This is a genomic window from Parasphingorhabdus sp., from assembly GCF_965233695.1.
Lineage (GTDB): Bacteria > Pseudomonadota > Alphaproteobacteria > Sphingomonadales > Sphingomonadaceae > Parasphingorhabdus.
The window spans coordinates 3,921,406-3,936,090 of record NZ_OZ247497.1 but is presented as its reverse complement, the minus strand read 5'-3'; the positions used below and the strand labels follow the sequence as shown (position 1 = coordinate 3,936,090).

The following is a 14,685-nucleotide window of genomic DNA, read 5'->3' as shown; positions in this document are numbered from 1 at the left end:
AACGCCTCTGCTTACCACAGGCTTTCGATACCTAGCATAGGTGCAAGAAGCGAGAGCTTCTGGCGGTAGATTTCTGTTGCCCGCTCGTTTGAGGTCATCACAAACTGGATTTCTGATCCGGAACGCACTTGTCCGATCAAGTGACGATCGGCGCGAATGACCTGCGCTATCCGCGGATAGCCGCCGGTTGTTTGCGCATCCGGCCCAAGCAGGAAGGGCACGCCGTCGGGGGGGCATTGGATCGTACCCGGAAAGACCGGCGCGCTTTTCATGTGCAGCGCATTGGTGGTCTCCAAATTTCCGTTATTCAGGCTAATGCCCATGCGATTGATTCGCGTTCCGGCTTTGTATTTGTTCGCAAACAACCGAATTTGCGATTCATCATCCAATTGCGAATATTCCGGTCCTGCCGTTACACGAATCAAATATTTCCCGGACATTATCGGTCGAAGGTCATCCGGTATTTTCTTGCCCCTGTTTACGGATCTGCCATCGGGTGTGCATTTGACAACATCACCGACCTGCAACGCCCGTCCATGAAAACCGCCAAGGCTGGCGGCAAGATAGGTGGATTGCCCACTCAACAGGGTTTGCGATTCGATTGCACCTGAGATCGCCAGATAGGATCGACAGCCACGATCAGCGCTGCCGATATGAATTTCATCGCCCGGCTTCGCCGAAACCGACACATATGTCGGCTTATCCTCTCCATTTATCCGAAGAAAACTCGCTGCACCGGAGACGGCAAAGGCCAGCGGATGCATCGCAGCGAATTTGGCATCATCAAGTGTCATTTCCAAAGCGACTGCGTCTGGTGCATTGCCCACCAGATTGTTGGCGAGGGCAAGCGAGAAGCAATCCGCAGCACCGGCGGCGGGCATGCCAAGATGCCGGTGGCCTGAATAAGGTGCGCCCTGAAGAGTTGTCTGAAGTCCGGGTTTGATAACCTGCAACGTCATTTGACATGCTCGGCGGCAAGAGTATCAAATTCGGTTTTGCTGATCGGCTGAAAGGATACAGTTTGATTGGCGGATAGCAATGCAGGCGGATGCTTGCCGATATCAAATAGTTTTAGCGGCGTGCGCCCGATGATCGGCCAACCGCCGGGACTAGTGAACGAATAGATGCAACTCTGATCTCCAATAAGGCCTATGGAGCCGGCATCCACTTTTTGTCTGGGCGTCGCCAGCCGACCGATATCGCTGACAGCTTCGGTGCATTGCAAATAGGCGAAGCCGGGCATGAAGCCCAGCATGGTTACGGTGAATTCCAGATTGCTATGCCACTCTATCAATGCCTCGACGGTAAGGCCCAGCTTTTCGGCGATCCAATCTCGGTCAGGCGAAAAACTGTCCTCATAACAAACGGGAATTATAATCGGCTGCGGCTTTTCCATCGCTCCATTGAAGGGTGCCAGCATTTGTTCTCGAAACAAATCGGTCGCCTGTTCAGGGGTGATACGTACCGGATCGAACTGCACTGCTATGCTGTCGAGCCCAGGGACAACCTCTTGCCATGCAGAGTTTTTCCGAAAGGCGACATGCGCTGCATGAATTGCATCAAGACTGTCGAGGGGACAGGAAAGCCAGTCATCACAGGCGTGTATCTCTAAGATACGCACCGGACATCTGATCCAATTGATATGTCTTCAAGCTCCAGTGCGCGCCGGACCGCTTTTGCCGTTGCGAGGGCGCCATCGCTATCGCTGTGCAGGCACAATGTTTCGGCTTGAATAACTTTCGATGTTCTTTCTGCGGTTGTGACAGGCTCGCCCTTTGCCAGCGCCAAGGCCTGTCCTATCCTTTCACCATCGTCAGCAATCACTGCGCCTTCCTGGGACCGAGGCAATAGTCTGCCTCGCTCGGTGTAGCGCCGGTCGATAAAGGCTTCAGACAGAAAGGCGAGTTCTGCTTTTTTGGCTTCCTCATGGACCGCCGATCCGGCCATACTCACCAGTGGCAAATTTTCACTCTGCGCCACTTCGACGAGCATTTCTGCCAACAGCTCGTCATCCTGCGCATCGTTATAAAGTGCCCCATGGGGTTTGAGATGCGTGATGGATGTCCCAAGTTCATTCGCTATCTCTTGGATCATGGTCACTTGCCTAAGCAAATCAGCCTTCAATGCCGCCGGTTTTATGTCCATGCTCACGCGCCCGAAATTGGCCCGATCGGGATAGGAAGGATGGGCGCCCGCTGATAGTTTCCTTGCCTTGGCGGCGGTCAGCATGGTGCGCATGCTATCCGGTGATCCCGCATGGCCGCCGCAGGCAATGTTGCAACTGGAGACTATGTCCATAATCGCTATATCGCGCGCTGTGCCTTCCGGGCTGTCATCCTCGCCCAGGTCAGCGTTCAGATCAATAATCCGCTTCATGGCCGCCATCCCAATGCTCTGGCGATGAGACGGACGCCGAGCATGCTGGTCACTATTAAAATGATCGCCCCGGCGATATTGCCTTTCCAGCCATTGATATGACGACCCAGCAGGGCGCTGTCATTGGCCAATTTGATGAGAAAAAAGGCGATGATCGGTAATAAAAGACCATTGGCAATCTGGGCCACAAAGATGATTTCGACCGGTTTGTAATTGAGCAGCGCGCCAAATGTTCCGGACAATATGACTAGCAAGGCACCGATCCTGAACGGGGTTCGTGAAGCCTTGTCGTTCGCCTTTCCGAAAATCTCCTGCACAATATAGCCTGTCGCCAGCGGCGCTGTGATCGCTGATGTCAGCCCGGCGGCGAACAGGCCCGCGCCCAAGGTCATACTAGCAAAGCTGCCAAATAAGGGATTGAGTTGCTGGGCCATATCAACGGCGCTGGAGATTTCCGTACCGGTTCCGAACAGGCTGGCTGCTGCTGTCGCCAATATGGTGACGGAGACCAAGCCGCCAAGCCCAATGGAAAAAGCGCTGTCCGTTTGCGCTTCGGCAAGATCGCTCTCTTCTTTCCACCGCTCCCGTACGCTGGCGGCGTGGAGGAATAGGTTATAGGGCACGATCGTGGTCCCGATCAGCGCAATGGCGGTCAATAGCCCTTGCTCGGGAATGCGGGGGATGAAGCCGTTTAATATGGCGCCAATATCCGGCCGCGTAATCAGGAAGGTCAGCAGGAACGACAGGCACATGAACAGTACCATCGCGATCAATATCCGCTCCACCCAGCGAGGTTTTGATAATAGGATCAAACCGCCCGCCAGCAGCGCAATAGCGCAAATAACCAGTGTTCTGCTGTCGGAAAAACCGCTGTTCAGCGCTTCCAGACCCAGCAAGGCGCCTGAAATATTTCCCGCCTCATAGGCGGCGTTGCCTAGCGCCAAGGCCGCGATCAGCAGCAGCGCTGCAAACCATCGCAGCGGCGGCGATGCTATGGTCTGCATCATCGCCTCGGCAAGGCCCATTCGGGACACCAGCGCTACCCGGACGGCAATGGATTGCAGGATGATGGTGGTCACGGTGGCAAAGGCCAGCGCCCAAATCAGTGCAAAGCCGAAATTGGCCCCGGCAAGAGTGCAGGCTGTGACCGTACCGGGGCCGATAAAGGCCGCCGAGACCATCATGCCCGGACCTGGGCGATAGCGGGTAATTGTCATAATGGTTGGTTCATTCTGGCCATGGCCAAGGACGTTCTCGGAACCATTTTGTGATCACATATTTGGTGCCGCTACGGACTTTCATGCCATGATGAAGTGTAAGAAGGTTGATGTCGCCATCTGGCTTCCTGTTGTTCCAGCACAGCAGATTGCCGGTCTTTGGGACGAACTTCTTGTTCAATTTGGTAAAACGGGTAGCGCCGCCAGCGCCGGGCTCGTTGAGATAGATCATGAATGTCCACGTCCGCTGTCCGGAAACGGAGCAGAATTTTTTGAAGTCCTCACCATTCGGATCAAAAAAATCTGTGTGGGCCTTGAACTCCTGACCCTCGGCATAGCGTTGGCCCTGCAGCGGTTCACCAAATTTGTGATCGATATTTGCAAAGTTGCAGATTTTCTCGTCAATGCTGGCAACAAAGGGATCATCATGATCGAGATCGCAGGTTTCGCTTGTACGGAAATAATCGTCGCCATTGGCATCGGCGATGGTCGAAGGCCGACGCTTTTCGTCAATGCGCTCTATCAGCTTTTGACATTCCTCCGGTTTCAGGAAGTTTTTCAAGATGCAAAGCTCGACATCCTTGTTCGGAAAGCGTTGCACCTGGCCGAGGGCGACCAGATAATCTGCGGTGGTGCTGTTGAATTCTGTCATCAAACCGTCCGAAATCACTCCTAATGTCGGCGGTCTAGATTAGATGAAAATTTGCGCGTCGCAACCGCTGTTTGCCGACCGGCAGAATGGCGGTATAGAAAAGGCGATCATGACGGATATCAAACGCAATCACGGCAAAAGCATTCGGACGCAAAGCGGTTTCACGCTGGTCGAGTTGATGGTGGCGTTGTTTATTTTTTCGCTCTTGTCTGTGGCCGGTGTTGCGTTGCTGCGCGGAGCGGTCAACAGCAATGAGGTTACCGACGCCAAGCTCGGCGATATGGCGCGGATGCAGCGACTGGTGTCGCTCATGGAAGCGGACCTGAGTCAGGCCGTACCGCGGCCCCATCGCGACCAGCAGGGCGAAAGAGTGGCCGCCTTGATCAGCGAAACCGGTAGCAACGGACGCGGGTTCCTGTCATTCACCCGTGGCGGCCAGAGCAATATAAACAACAAAGCCCGTTCCAACATGCTGCGGGTGTCCTACCAATTGAATGACGGGCGTCTCGAACGGTCGCAATTTGAAATGACTGATGGCGGCGCGATCAGCGAACCTGCTTCGCTACTGGAAGGTGTTAGCAATCTGGAGTTACGCTTTCGCGATAAACGAGGGCAGTGGCTTCGCAACTGGCAAACCGAACGGCTCAATGACTTGCCTCGGGCAGTGGAGTTGCGATTTGAACAAAATGGCAGAAACTATCGTCATGTGTTTCTCCTTGGCACCGGATATTTATGAATCGACCTGAACATTTTCGACCAGGCGAACGCGGTGCGGCCCTGTTGACCGTATTACTGTTGGTGGCCGTTATCGCTGTGCTCGCGGCGCACGGGATCGACCGGCTGGCAGGCGCGACCAAATTGGCGTCCAATGCACGTGAACTCAGTCAGGCCAAGGCCTATTTGATCGCAGCGGAATCGATCGGCATGCAATCGGCCGAGCAAATTGTCAGTCTTTCACCCGGACGCACCACAAATCTGGGCGGCTGGAATGGACAGGAGAGGCGCTTTCCGGTTCCCGGCGGTGTGATCACCGCTGCGCTGACCGATGGTGGAAATTGTTTCAATATCAACAGCCTTGTCAGCCAGAATGATGCCGAGTTCGTGGCACGCCCCGACGGCCAAACCCAGTTTGTCCGGTTGATGACATTGCTGGAAATTCCGGAAGGCGAGGCGGCTGACATTGCAGAATCGGTCACGGACTGGATCGACAGCGACATTATCCCTTCGCCGCGAGGCGCAGAAGATGAATATTATGCGCAGTTGGAAGCGCCCTATCGCACCGCCAATGCAATCATGATGGATGTTAGTGAACTTCGCACGGTAAAGGGCGTGACAAGCGCTGTATACGCGCGGATCGCGCCATGGATTTGCGCGCTCCCAACCACCGATTTGTCCCCGATCAACGTGAATACTCTGCGCCCGGAACAAGCGGTGTTCCTGGCAATGCTTTCGAATACGCCTGATATCGTGCAATCCCGTCAGTTTCTCGGACGCCGCGCGGAAACCGGCTATGGCAGCCTTAATGATTTTTGGGCCGAACCATTCCCAGCAAGCTTTTTGGCGCCATCCCAAGTCCAGTCACAGGTGAAATTGACGACACGCTGGTTTCGATTGGATGCCACGGTCGAGATGCAAAGCGCGCTTGTCGAGGAACGAGCGCTTGTTGATGCTGCGCGCCAACCGGCCCGGCTGGTGCATCGTCAACGCGGAGACGCACTGTGAAGATCGATTCACATCTTTTCGATGCGCTAAATACTTGACGCCTGCCCCCAAGCATCCCTATGCAGCGCGGCGCAGCAGGCATGTTTGAATGCCGCGTTATTATGGCGATCGTAGCTCAGTTGGTTAGAGCGCCGGTTTGTGGTACCGGAGGTCGGGGGTTCGAGACCCCTCGGTCGCCCCATTTTCAAAACCACTTAATTAGTATATTCAAAGAGTTATTGGCTCCCGGAACATCTTGGGGTGACAAAAGTGTTTTGTAATATTATTACGCCTTAACAAAATTATGTTACTCAGCGAACGAAGGGTTTTTCCGAATGTCGGTAATGTGGGATATGCCAGATTTTGATGGTCACGAAGCTGTCCATTTTTTTCACGACGTCGAAACGGGCCTAAGCGCGATTATTGCTCTTCATTCGACCCATTTGGGTCCAGGTGCCGGCGGCACGCGTTTTTGGCATTATGAGAATCGCGAGACAGCCGTGACTGACGCCCTGCGCCTTTCCCGCGGCATGAGTTTCAAAAACGCGATGGCGGGGCTGCCACTAGGTGGTGGTAAGGCCGTGATACTGGCCGATCGCAACCGCAAAAAGTCGCCCGAGATGCTAGCCGCATTTGGACGTATGATCGATTCGCTCAACGGTTGCTATGTCACTGCAGAAGATGTGGGAATCAGCACGGCAGATATGGTCGAAGTGTCCAAGCAGACCCAATATGTTTCAGGTCTGCCGGTCAGCGAACAAGGCGATGCTGGGGGTGACCCGGGACCGTTTACGGCGATGGGCGTTTATCTTGGTGTCAAAGCCGCCGTGAAACATAAATTGGGTCGCGACAATCTGGATGGCGTTCATGTTGCAATCCAGGGTGTTGGCAGCGTCGGTGGCGGGCTTGCGCGGCTGCTTGCGAAGGATGGTGCGAAACTAAGTATTGCCGATATCGACAAGGATCATGCAACACGCTTGGCGACAGAGATTGGTGCGAGTGTGGTTGGTCTTGATGATATCATGCGTATCGAAGCAGATGTGTTTAGCCCCAATGCTTTAGGAGCAATTCTTGATAAGGTTTCGATAGCCCATCTTAACGTGCCCATCGTGGCGGGCGGAGCCAATAATCAGCTGGCGACGCCGGAAGATGGCCAACGGATATTCGACCGTAACATATTATTTGCTCCCGATTATGTGATCAACTCTGGCGGCATCATCAATGTCGGACTGGAATATCTTGGAAATAGCAGTGTTGATGAGGTCAACCGCAGGATCGAAATGATTCCCGATCGCCTGACCGAAATCTGGGAAGAAAGCGCCTCAAGCAAGCTGCCTTCCGCGGAAGTTGCCGACAATATGGCGTGCAAGCTTATCGGCCGCTGACGCCTTTGCTTTAGATCATCCAAGCGGACCGGGGGGCTTGCATCATGGCCGACCGGATTGTTTAGATTGCGACTTGCATGAATTTCGGTTTGCTCATCTGACTGGAGGCGCTTTGCGCAAGCGGGTAATTGCCCGGCGGCAAGGCAGCCAGCGGCATGCCGGCGGCAGCAAGGTCATAGGGCGATACCCGGTGGCGGGTGCATAATCCACCAGCACCATCACTTACCAACGGCGTTTCAAATTCCGTTGCCACCATCGCTTCCTTCACCCGGATCACCGTGCTGATGACTAGCTGTCCACCGCCGAGATCAAGCACGAGTTGGGTGCCCAAAGGGACACCAAGCATGCCTTCAAAACGGGCACCTGTTTTGGAAAGATCCCGCATCACAACATCATAGCGATGATCTTCGTGAATCGCCCCGATACGGCGGAAAACGGTGCGTCGGTCTGGCCTGTACAGATCGGGTCCATCAGGTTCGATTTTGAAGAGACCGTTGCCGAGATTTTCTTCAATCTCCTCGAGTCTGAGAGCTTTGGAATAGATCCAGCCCTGAATATAGCGCGCGCCTTTGGAACATACGAGATTGAACTGGTCAAAGGCTTCAACCCCTTCGACGGTAGTTTCCATGCCGAGTGCTTCGGACAGGCTAACAATCGCGGCAATAATCTTGGCACTGTTCTTGTCTTTTTGCGTACAGGAATCGACAAAGCTCTTGTCGACCTTGATTTTGTCAAACGGAGCGGATCGCAAATAACTCAACGATGAGTAACCGGTACCAAAATCGTCCAACGCCAGCCGGACACCCAGTTCTTTCAGGATTTTGAACGTGTTGTCGATGGTTTCGCTGTCACCCATGAACACACTTTCGGTCAGTTCAAGCTCCAGGCGTTCCGGATCCAGACCGCTCGAGGCGAGCGCGTTCATGACGATTTCCGGAAAGCCGCTATTGGCAAATTGTACTGCGGAAACATTGACGGCGATACGCACGGATTTTGGCCATTGCAAAGCATCGGTACAGGCTTTGCGTAGGGCCCACTCGCCCAATTGATTGATGAGGTTCAGTTCCTCTGCAATCGGTATAAAAACACCAGGACTGACCGCGCCGCGTTCTGGATGAACCCAGCGCATAAGTCCTTCAAATCCAACTACCATATGGTCGTCGGTCCGCACTACCGGTTGATAGTGCAGTTCCAGCTGGTCATTGTCGAGCGCATCGCGCAAATCCTCTACCAACAGCCGGCGTTCTTCTTCCTCGTCCTTCAGGTCCGCCGAGTAGAAACGAAATTGGCCGCGACCGGAATTTTTTGCAGCATAGAGAGCGAGATCCGAGCTACGCACCAGCTCTTCCTTCTCGACGCCGTCATAGGGTGCGACCGCAATTCCGATCGAGGTGCCAATAATCGCGCTTTTGTCGTCGATCGGATAAGGTTGCGAGATGACTTTGACTATTTTCTCGGCGATTTCGCCCAGTTTCCCGCGATCGTCGAGGTCAGGCAGAATGACTTGAAATTCATCGCCGCCAAGCCGCCCAATTTCGCCGCGATCACCGATGATTGTGCGCATCCGCTTTGCAACCTGCTTCAGCAGCTCGTCACCGGCGGGGTGGCCCATGGTGTCATTAACCTGCTTGAACCGGTCGAGATCGAGCATCATGATTGCGCAACTGCGGTTGGCAGACTTGAAAGCCCCCAAAATACCGGTCAACTGGCTGTCCATGCGGTGGCGATTGGCAAGTCCGGTTAGCGAATCAAACTCTGCGAGCCGGGAATCCTCAAGCTTGCGCTGATACTCGATCGTTATATCTTTGGCATTGCCGCGATATCCTTGAAAATTGCCCGATTCATCAAATTTAGGATGGGCTGAGATCAACCACCAGGTTGGCCGATCGTTACTGGTCAAGGTTACCGGTACGCGGCGGACAACCAGATCGTGCAATTTGCTGCGCTTGCTAAACTGATAGTGAAGCGGGCGATCCGATTTTTCGTCCGGATTATCAGGGTCATTTTCAAACCATGCAGTAAAAGGTTGAGCGAGTATGTCTTCAATCGGTCTTTTCAGATTTTCTGCTGCTTTTTCGGAGAGATATACAAAACGGCCTTCAGCATCTGTGGCCCATAGCCAGTTAATGCCTGCTTGTTCAAAATCATCCAGTACTTCCAGCCGTTTTGCGTGGTTTTCGGCCGTTATGACCGAAGCTGATCCCCCGGAGGAACCATTTGAAAACGCCTTCAACAACCCTTTTACCGCCATAATATACTCTAACCTCAGCCCCACCGAAGAAATAAATTGATCTATGAGCAGGGGTATAACGGTTCATGGTTTACATAGCGCTAACGTCAGTTGTTTAGTTTTGCATTTGATGGTTTCTTTGAAGATGGGCGGGGACAGAGCGGAATGGTTTAGAAAAACACTTGTCGGCTTGCGACAGTTCTGCCATCAAAAAATCAGATTTTACTGGTCGCACAGTAGCCAAGGGCAATTGACCGTTTTTTAAATGCACGCTTACGCAAATCCTACCCGTTTTCTATCACTCGCCAGACCATTGACGCTTTGGTTTTTGGTGCTGGGATTGCTCATGGTCGCTTTTGGTTCTGCCTATGGGCTTTTCTATGCCCCGGCCGACCGGCTGATGGGCGATAGTGTCCGCATTCTCTATATCCATGTCCCCACAGTCTGGCTTGCGATGGGCGGTTGGACGGCCATTGCGATTGCCAGTATTGTGCAGATTGCCTGGCGTCATCCTCTGGCAGCGGTTGCGGCGCGCGCAGTAGCGGTTCCGGGGGCATTATTTACTGCGCTCGGACTGATAACCGGCTCTATCTGGGCGCGGCCAACCTGGGGGACTTGGTGGGTCTGGGACGGCCGGGTAACATCCGTACTTGTTCTGCTGTTTCTTTACCTGGCCTATATCGCGCTGGCCAATGCCAGCGGCGAGAAAGGCGGTGTTTCCCGGGTAACTGCGATTTTTGGTATTGTCGGCGCGATTAACATACCGATCATCAATCGCTCGGTTGTATGGTGGAATAGCCTGCATCAGCCGGCCAGCATCACGGTTAGCGGATCTTCTATTGATACTGCTTTTCTATGGCCGCTCCTGATAAATGTAATTGGCTTTAGTCTGATATTTGGCGCAATCGTCCTGATGCGAATGCGTGGCATTTTGGCGGAAACCAAGGTTGAAGCGCGATTAAAACGGATGGCGGCAGAATGAACCATTGGCCTTTTGTGATTGCATCCTATGCGATAGTGCTGCTTGGCACTGCCATTGTTATTATTGGAAGCTACGCGGCGATGCGCAAATCGGAAGCCAAGGCAGACCAGCTGAAAAAGGCGCGAAAATGATTTTTAAGATGAAAGAGTTGGGCGCGTGAAGGCGAAACATCAAAGACTGACATTGGCGGTGTTAGCCCTGGTCGCGCTGGTTGGCGCTGGGCTGCTGGCGGCGTTTGCGCTCCAAGATCAGGCCAGTTATTTCTACACGCCCACAGATATCGTCGAAAAACAGCCAAAAGTCGGTCAGGCCATCCGTCTGGGTGGCATGGTACAGGAAGGTTCCATCCAACGCGCCGATGACGGTGTTACAGTAATGTTCACTGTCCATGACGGTGCAACCTTTCAGCCGGCAACCTATACCGGCATCACGCCTGATTTGTTCGTCGAAGGGTCCGGGGTGGTGGCAGACGGAAAACTGACGGCAGATGGTTTGTTTGTTGCCGATACATTGCTCGCCAAACATGATGAAAATTATGTGCCGCGTGAACTGGAAGGCATTGATATGACTGGCAATATGAAAAAAACGGATACGCTGGTCGAATGATTGCAGAAGCAGGTCTTATCGCGCTCTGGCTCGCCGCCAGCATGGCATTTTTGCAATTTGCCTTGTGCGCTGTTGGTTTGGCGAAGGGTCAGGACGAGTTTTTTGCAGCGATCCGTCCGGTGGCGATTGCCCAGGGCCTGCTAGTTGCGATTTCCTTCTTGCTGCTCGTCTGGCTGTTTGTTCGCTCTGACATGTCGGTTAAGCTGGTCGTTGCGAACAGCGTGGCGATCAAGCCGCTGATCTACAAGATTTCAGGCGCATGGGGCAATCATGAGGGTTCCATGCTGCTATGGATCGCCATTATGGGCGTCGCGGGTGCCTGTATTGGAATTTTCGAGCGCAACCTGAAAACAAAGACACTGGTGACAACTTTGGGTGCGCAGGCGTTTATCAGCATCGGTTTTTATGCCTATCTGTTGATTGCCTCCAATCCATTCGAACGGATGTTTCCGGTGCCGGCGGATGGGCAGGGGTTAAATCCGCTGCTTCAGGACATTGGCCTCGCGCTGCATCCTCCAACGCTTTATATAGGCTATGTTGGCCTGTCTGTTGCCTTTTCCTTTGCGGTGGGGGCGATGATCACGCGCGATGTTGGACCGGAATTTGCGAAAGCGATGCGGCCATGGGTGCTTGGCGCATGGGTCTTTCTGACACTGGGCATAACCGCTGGCAGTTATTGGGCTTATTATGAGCTTGGCTGGGGCGGCTGGTGGTTCTGGGATCCCGTGGAAAATGCTTCGTTAATGCCGTGGCTCGCCGCGACCGCATTGTTACATTCGGTCACCGTATTGGCGACACGCGATGGATTGCGGGCGTGGACATTAATGCTTGCCGTTGTTGCGTTCTCGATGTCGATGATCGGCACATTTCTGGTGCGCTCCGGCGTGCTCACCAGCGTTCATGCTTTTGCGGTTGATCCGGAGCGCGGCAGTTTCATTCTCGCTTTGCTCGCCATTTACATTGGCGGGGCGATGGCTTTGTTTGCGCTGCGCGTCGGCAAGGTCAAAGAAGGGTCCCAATTCGAACCCGTCAGCCGGGAAGGGGCCCTGGTAGCCAACAACCTCCTGCTGTCGGCAATATTGGGTATTGTCTTTATCGGGACTCTCTATCCCTTGGTTGTAGAGGGGTTTAGCGATGAGATGATCTCTGTCGGACCTCCATATTTCAATTTGGCAACGGGACCGCTGGCGTTGATACTGGTGGCGATCATGGCTGCCGGACCTTTGTTGCGGTGGCGGCGCGACCAAGCCAAAGCCTTGTTAAACAGGATATCGATTCCGGTCTTCCTGACCGCAGCAGCCCTTTTTGCGCTGGTTATGTTTACCACTTCGATGTCAGTTCTGCCCCTGCTCGGGCTGGCCTTGGCAGCTGGTATCGCGGTAGCCAGTTTTGCGCCCTTGTGGAAACGCAATTTACGCCGCACGCCAATGCATGTTTACGGCATGGTTCTAGCGCATTTTGGTGTTGCGGTCGCGCTGGTCGGAATGGCCTCTGAAACCAGCTTTACCGAGGAAAAACTGGTGGCTGCCGCGCCGGGCGACGAAATTCTGGTCAATAATTGGAAAATCAAATTTTTGGCAATCGAGCCGGTTGCAGGGCCCAATTGGACCGCTCTCGAAGCACGCGTGACCGCTCAGTATGAAGACCAAGCGATCCACGAGATTGCTCCGCAGAACCGGATGTTCGCGTCTGCCCAGATGCAGACCAGCGAGGCCGCACTGCTAACCCGCTGGAACGGGCAGCTTTATGTCGTCCTTGGCGATGCCGACTCGCAGGGGCGCTGGCAATTGCGTATCTGGTGGAAACCATTTGTGACGCTGATCTGGTACGGCGGCGTGCTTATTGCTTTAGGAGGATTGCTTGCGATGGTCGGGCGATTGCGCCGCGCGGCCCGCCAAAAGCAGCAAAGAGCCTATGCCGAGGCGGTACTATGAACCGCTGGCTGCTCTGGATCCCGTTGGTGCTGTTCAGCCTGTTTTTCGCGATTGTCGCGGGCGGACTGATGCGGCCAAAGGATAATATCATTGAATCGAAAATGATCGGCAAACCGATTCCGGAATTTGCACTACCTGCTGCCATAGAGCAGCGTCCGGCCTTGACCACTGCTGACCTCGCTACAGGCAAACCGCAGTTGCTCAACATTTTCGCAAGCTGGTGCGTGCCCTGTATTGCAGAGGCGCCGCAATTGCTGGCGCTGGAACAGGCGGGCGTATCGATCAACGGCATAGCCAGCCGCGACACGCCGGAAGATATTGCAAACTTTCTCAACCGTTGGGGCAATCCCTATGTCAGGATCGGAACCGATGTGCGCAGCGCCGTTCAATTGGAGCTAGGTTCATCAGGTGTCCCTGAGACGTTCGTGATCGATGGCAATGGTGTCATCGTGCATCAGCATATCGGCGACATTCGCAAGGAAGACGTGCCGGAACTGCTTGAGATACTGGAGAAGGCAGGATGACCAGATTGATTGCGCTCCTTGCATTGCTTTTTTCGGCGCCTCTGGTTGCTCAGAACGCGCTCCCGCCGTCTCCTTATGCGGATCAGCAACTGGAGGATCCGGTAAAAGAGGAAAAAGCGCGTTCGCTCATGGAAGAATTGCGCTGCCTTAAATGTCAGAGCCAGTCGATTGCCGATAGCGATGCACCCATGGCAGGTGATATGCGCAGTCAGGTGCGTGAACGCATAAACGCAGGCGCGACACCGGAAGAGGTTCGCAGCTGGCTGATCGAACGTTATGGCGACTGGGTAACTTATAATCCGCCGGTCAATGCTGTCACGGGACCGCTCTGGATTGCACCGGTGGTGCTTTTGATAATCGCGATATGGCTCGCGCGCGGGCTTTTCCGTCAGCGTAAAGACAACGAGAAGGATGCAAGCTGATGGGCTGGATCATTCTTCTTGTCATGATAATCGCGCTGTTCGCCGCGCTCGTGTTTTTGGGCAAGCTGCCTCGGACGGCTTTTGAATTGACCGGTGCGGCGCTTTTGCTGGGCGTTGCGGGCTATGCTTGGCAAGCTAATCCGGGGATGGCTGGCGTGTCTGTCGAGCCCGATGAAAAGCCGAACAGCTTTGATGAAGACAGCATTACATCACGCGAGGAAATGGGTGAACGTTTCGGCACCGCGCGGGAATGGTTGGTATTTTCCGATGCACTGAACCGCAGTGGCAGGCATGGCGCAGCAGCCAATTACTTGCGAAATGGTGTCAAAGAGCATCCCAATGATCCAGACTTGTGGGTCGGATTGGGTAACGCACTGGTCGTTCACGCCGATGGTGTGATTACACCAGCAGCCCAATTTGCCTTTCAGCAGGCAGCCAATATATCGCCGGAGCATCCGGGTCCGCCATTCTTCCTTGGCATGGCTTATGCCCAGTCTGGCAAGATTGACCAGGCCCGCGCAATCTGGACAGAGCTGTTGGAACGCAGCCCTGAAGAAGCACCCTGGCGCAAGGATCTCGAGTCGCGTTTGGCGGCTATGGAGAAAATGCAACCGGCGTTACCGGTGGTACAGGACACCCCTGACGCTAACTAAAAG

At 54.1% G+C, this 14,685-nt stretch carries 16 protein-coding genes and 1 tRNA gene; 11 read left to right on the top strand and 6 right to left on the bottom strand.

Annotation, left to right across the window (positions count from 1 at the left end):
• Positions 1 to 11: 11 nt before the first annotated feature.
• Genes ACO6S1_RS18835 through ACO6S1_RS18815 form a run of 5 tightly spaced genes read right to left on the bottom strand, consistent with a single transcriptional unit; the run spans position 12 to position 4,245 of the window.
• Positions 12 to 959 (bottom strand): biotin-dependent carboxyltransferase family protein, encoded by a 948-nt coding sequence (locus ACO6S1_RS18835; protein ID WP_422344075.1) that lies wholly within the window; start codon positions 957 to 959, stop codon positions 12 to 14.
• The gene (locus ACO6S1_RS18830; RefSeq protein WP_422344074.1) at positions 956 to 1,621 is read right to left on the bottom strand and encodes a 5-oxoprolinase subunit B family protein; all 666 of its coding nucleotides are present in this window, start codon (positions 1,619 to 1,621) and stop codon (positions 956 to 958) included. The genes ACO6S1_RS18835 and ACO6S1_RS18830 overlap by 4 nt, the downstream gene beginning before the upstream one ends.
• Positions 1,609 to 2,376: a 5-oxoprolinase subunit PxpA gene (pxpA, locus tag ACO6S1_RS18825; protein ID WP_422344073.1), complete on the bottom strand. Its 768-nt coding sequence runs from the start codon at positions 2,374 to 2,376 to the stop codon at positions 1,609 to 1,611. Before pxpA ends, ACO6S1_RS18830 begins: the two co-directional genes overlap by 13 nt.
• Positions 2,373 to 3,593, bottom strand: coding sequence for an Nramp family divalent metal transporter (locus tag ACO6S1_RS18820; protein ID WP_422344072.1), 1,221 nt, complete (start codon positions 3,591 to 3,593; stop codon positions 2,373 to 2,375). Before ACO6S1_RS18820 ends, pxpA begins: the two co-directional genes overlap by 4 nt.
• 10 nt (positions 3,594 to 3,603) lie before the next feature.
• Positions 3,604 to 4,245, bottom strand: coding sequence for a prolyl hydroxylase family protein (locus ACO6S1_RS18815; protein ID WP_422344071.1), 642 nt, complete (start codon positions 4,243 to 4,245; stop codon positions 3,604 to 3,606).
• Positions 4,246 to 4,288: 43 nt separating this feature from the next.
• Here ACO6S1_RS18815 and gspJ point away from each other — a divergent pair, with 43 nt between their 5' ends.
• From gspJ to ACO6S1_RS18795, 4 genes are all read left to right on the top strand, one after another.
• Positions 4,289 to 4,981, top strand: coding sequence for a type II secretion system minor pseudopilin GspJ (gene gspJ / locus ACO6S1_RS18810; RefSeq protein ID WP_422344070.1), 693 nt, complete (start codon positions 4,289 to 4,291; stop codon positions 4,979 to 4,981).
• A complete protein-coding gene (gene gspK / locus ACO6S1_RS18805) occupies positions 4,978 to 5,967 on the top strand; it encodes a type II secretion system minor pseudopilin GspK (RefSeq protein WP_422344069.1) in 990 nt (329 codons plus the stop codon). The genes gspJ and gspK overlap by 4 nt, the downstream gene beginning before the upstream one ends.
• Positions 5,968 to 6,071: 104 nt before the next feature.
• Positions 6,072 to 6,148, top strand: a tRNA-His gene (locus ACO6S1_RS18800).
• Between the two features lie 133 nt (positions 6,149 to 6,281).
• Positions 6,282 to 7,331 carry a Glu/Leu/Phe/Val family dehydrogenase gene (locus tag ACO6S1_RS18795; RefSeq protein WP_422344068.1) on the top strand — a complete coding sequence of 350 codons (1,050 nt, stop codon included), beginning with the start codon at positions 6,282 to 6,284 and terminating at the stop codon, positions 7,329 to 7,331.
• A gap of 61 nt (positions 7,332 to 7,392) precedes the next feature.
• On the opposite strand, the gene ACO6S1_RS18790 is transcribed toward ACO6S1_RS18795, so the two are convergent.
• A complete protein-coding gene (locus ACO6S1_RS18790) occupies positions 7,393 to 9,582 on the bottom strand; it encodes a putative bifunctional diguanylate cyclase/phosphodiesterase (protein ID WP_422344067.1) in 2,190 nt (729 codons plus the stop codon).
• A 244-nt stretch (positions 9,583 to 9,826) separates the two neighbouring features.
• Here ACO6S1_RS18790 and ccmC point away from each other — a divergent pair, with 244 nt between their 5' ends.
• From ccmC to ACO6S1_RS18755, 7 genes are read left to right on the top strand one after another with little or no spacing between them, the layout of a single operon-like run.
• Complete coding sequence (ccmC, locus tag ACO6S1_RS18785; protein ID WP_422344066.1) at positions 9,827 to 10,543, top strand: heme ABC transporter permease CcmC; 717 nt, start codon at positions 9,827 to 9,829, stop codon at positions 10,541 to 10,543.
• Positions 10,540 to 10,674, top strand: a complete 135-nt coding sequence (ccmD, locus tag ACO6S1_RS18780) for a heme exporter protein CcmD (RefSeq protein ID WP_422344065.1) — start codon at positions 10,540 to 10,542, stop codon at positions 10,672 to 10,674. Before ccmC ends, ccmD begins: the two co-directional genes overlap by 4 nt.
• A 25-nt stretch (positions 10,675 to 10,699) precedes the next feature.
• Entirely contained in the window at positions 10,700 to 11,149 is a 450-nt protein-coding gene (ccmE, locus tag ACO6S1_RS18775; RefSeq protein ID WP_422344064.1) for a cytochrome c maturation protein CcmE, read from the top strand.
• Positions 11,146 to 13,083, top strand: coding sequence for a heme lyase CcmF/NrfE family subunit (locus ACO6S1_RS18770; protein WP_422344063.1), 1,938 nt, complete (start codon positions 11,146 to 11,148; stop codon positions 13,081 to 13,083). Before ccmE ends, ACO6S1_RS18770 begins: the two co-directional genes overlap by 4 nt.
• Entirely contained in the window at positions 13,080 to 13,607 is a 528-nt protein-coding gene (locus ACO6S1_RS18765; RefSeq protein WP_422344062.1) for a DsbE family thiol:disulfide interchange protein, read from the top strand. Before ACO6S1_RS18770 ends, ACO6S1_RS18765 begins: the two co-directional genes overlap by 4 nt.
• Positions 13,604 to 14,029, top strand: coding sequence for a cytochrome c-type biogenesis protein (locus ACO6S1_RS18760; RefSeq protein WP_422344061.1), 426 nt, complete (start codon positions 13,604 to 13,606; stop codon positions 14,027 to 14,029). The genes ACO6S1_RS18765 and ACO6S1_RS18760 overlap by 4 nt, the downstream gene beginning before the upstream one ends.
• Entirely contained in the window at positions 14,029 to 14,682 is a 654-nt protein-coding gene (locus tag ACO6S1_RS18755) for a tetratricopeptide repeat protein (protein ID WP_422344060.1), read from the top strand. Before ACO6S1_RS18760 ends, ACO6S1_RS18755 begins: the two co-directional genes overlap by 1 nt.
• Positions 14,683 to 14,685: the final 3 nt, after the last annotated feature.

Coding starts and splice junctions, on each gene's coding strand:
- ACO6S1_RS18835 (WP_422344075.1), bottom strand. CDS start 959: ATGACGTTGCAGGTTATCAAACCCGGACTTCAGACAACTCTTCAGGGC.
- pxpA (WP_422344073.1), bottom strand. CDS start 2,376: ATGAAGCGGATTATTGATCTGAACGCTGACCTGGGCGAGGATGACAGC.
- ACO6S1_RS18820 (WP_422344072.1), bottom strand. CDS start 3,593: ATGACAATTACCCGCTATCGCCCAGGTCCGGGCATGATGGTCTCGGCG.
- ACO6S1_RS18815 (WP_422344071.1), bottom strand. CDS start 4,245: ATGACAGAATTCAACAGCACCACCGCAGATTATCTGGTCGCCCTCGGC.
- gspJ (WP_422344070.1), top strand. CDS start 4,289: ATGAAAATTTGCGCGTCGCAACCGCTGTTTGCCGACCGGCAGAATGGC.
- gspK (WP_422344069.1), top strand. CDS start 4,978: ATGAATCGACCTGAACATTTTCGACCAGGCGAACGCGGTGCGGCCCTG.
- ACO6S1_RS18795 (WP_422344068.1), top strand. CDS start 6,282: ATGTCGGTAATGTGGGATATGCCAGATTTTGATGGTCACGAAGCTGTC.
- ACO6S1_RS18790 (WP_422344067.1), bottom strand. CDS start 9,582: ATGGCGGTAAAAGGGTTGTTGAAGGCGTTTTCAAATGGTTCCTCCGGG.
- ccmC (WP_422344066.1), top strand. CDS start 9,827: ATGCACGCTTACGCAAATCCTACCCGTTTTCTATCACTCGCCAGACCA.
- ccmD (WP_422344065.1), top strand. CDS start 10,540: ATGAACCATTGGCCTTTTGTGATTGCATCCTATGCGATAGTGCTGCTT.
- ACO6S1_RS18770 (WP_422344063.1), top strand. CDS start 11,146: ATGATTGCAGAAGCAGGTCTTATCGCGCTCTGGCTCGCCGCCAGCATG.
- ACO6S1_RS18765 (WP_422344062.1), top strand. CDS start 13,080: ATGAACCGCTGGCTGCTCTGGATCCCGTTGGTGCTGTTCAGCCTGTTT.
- ACO6S1_RS18760 (WP_422344061.1), top strand. CDS start 13,604: ATGACCAGATTGATTGCGCTCCTTGCATTGCTTTTTTCGGCGCCTCTG.
- ACO6S1_RS18755 (WP_422344060.1), top strand. CDS start 14,029: ATGGGCTGGATCATTCTTCTTGTCATGATAATCGCGCTGTTCGCCGCG.